This is a genomic window from Arsenophonus sp. ENCA, assembly GCF_002287155.1.
In the GTDB taxonomy this organism is placed as follows: Bacteria; Pseudomonadota; Gammaproteobacteria; order Enterobacterales; family Enterobacteriaceae; genus Arsenophonus; species Arsenophonus nilaparvatae.
In genome coordinates this window covers 1-544 of sequence record NZ_NHNG01000448.1, presented here as the reverse complement: position 1 = coordinate 544, position 544 = coordinate 1, and the positions used below count along the sequence as shown (strand labels likewise).

Sequence of the window (544 nt, the reverse complement as noted above, 5' to 3'; positions counted from 1 at the left end):
AAAAACAAGAAAATAAAATAATCTCGGGCATCCGTATTACGGTTGAACACGCCATCGCGGGTATCAAGCGCTTCGGTTGTATGACCCAAATTTTACGGAATCGTAGACCCTTTATTGATGATACCTTTTTACTCCTTAGTGCCGGTCTTTGGAATTTCCATCTCAGAACAGCCTAAAATTTACTTCAATCACCGAAATACCCTTATTTCACTATTAAGCAACACGCTTAGTATTCCACGAGTTTCGCACAAAACTAATTTGGGTACGCTAATAAAACACGGATGTGCTCAGCAATAGCATTTTTGATTACGTCCCAATTTTGTTGATAAAGGGTTATTTTTTCAGATATACGACGTTTATGTTGTTCAAACCACGCAGAAATAGCGAGAAAAATATGATTTCTTTGCGCTCGGCTCGTGCGAGCCTGACAGCGTTCAATACCACAATTTTGTTTAACTTCTCGATGATAAACTTCAACAGACCAACGGGCATCCATGATAGATTTGACGTATTCACGGGTGGGATTCTCTTTGTTTGTTACTAT

At 39.2% G+C, this 544-nt stretch carries 2 protein-coding genes; one reads left to right on the top strand and one right to left on the bottom strand.

The window, feature by feature from the left end; translation table 11 throughout:
- Positions 1-17 precede the first annotated feature (17 nt).
- Positions 18-176 (top strand): hypothetical protein, encoded by a 159-nt coding sequence (locus tag CBG25_RS21420; protein ID WP_366212646.1) that lies wholly within the window; start codon positions 18-20, stop codon positions 174-176.
- Between the two features lie 77 nt (positions 177-253).
- On the opposite strand, the gene CBG25_RS11595 is transcribed toward CBG25_RS21420, so the two are convergent.
- A partial coding sequence (locus CBG25_RS11595) for a transposase (protein WP_290603789.1) occupies positions 254-544 on the bottom strand: 291 nt, incomplete at its 5' end.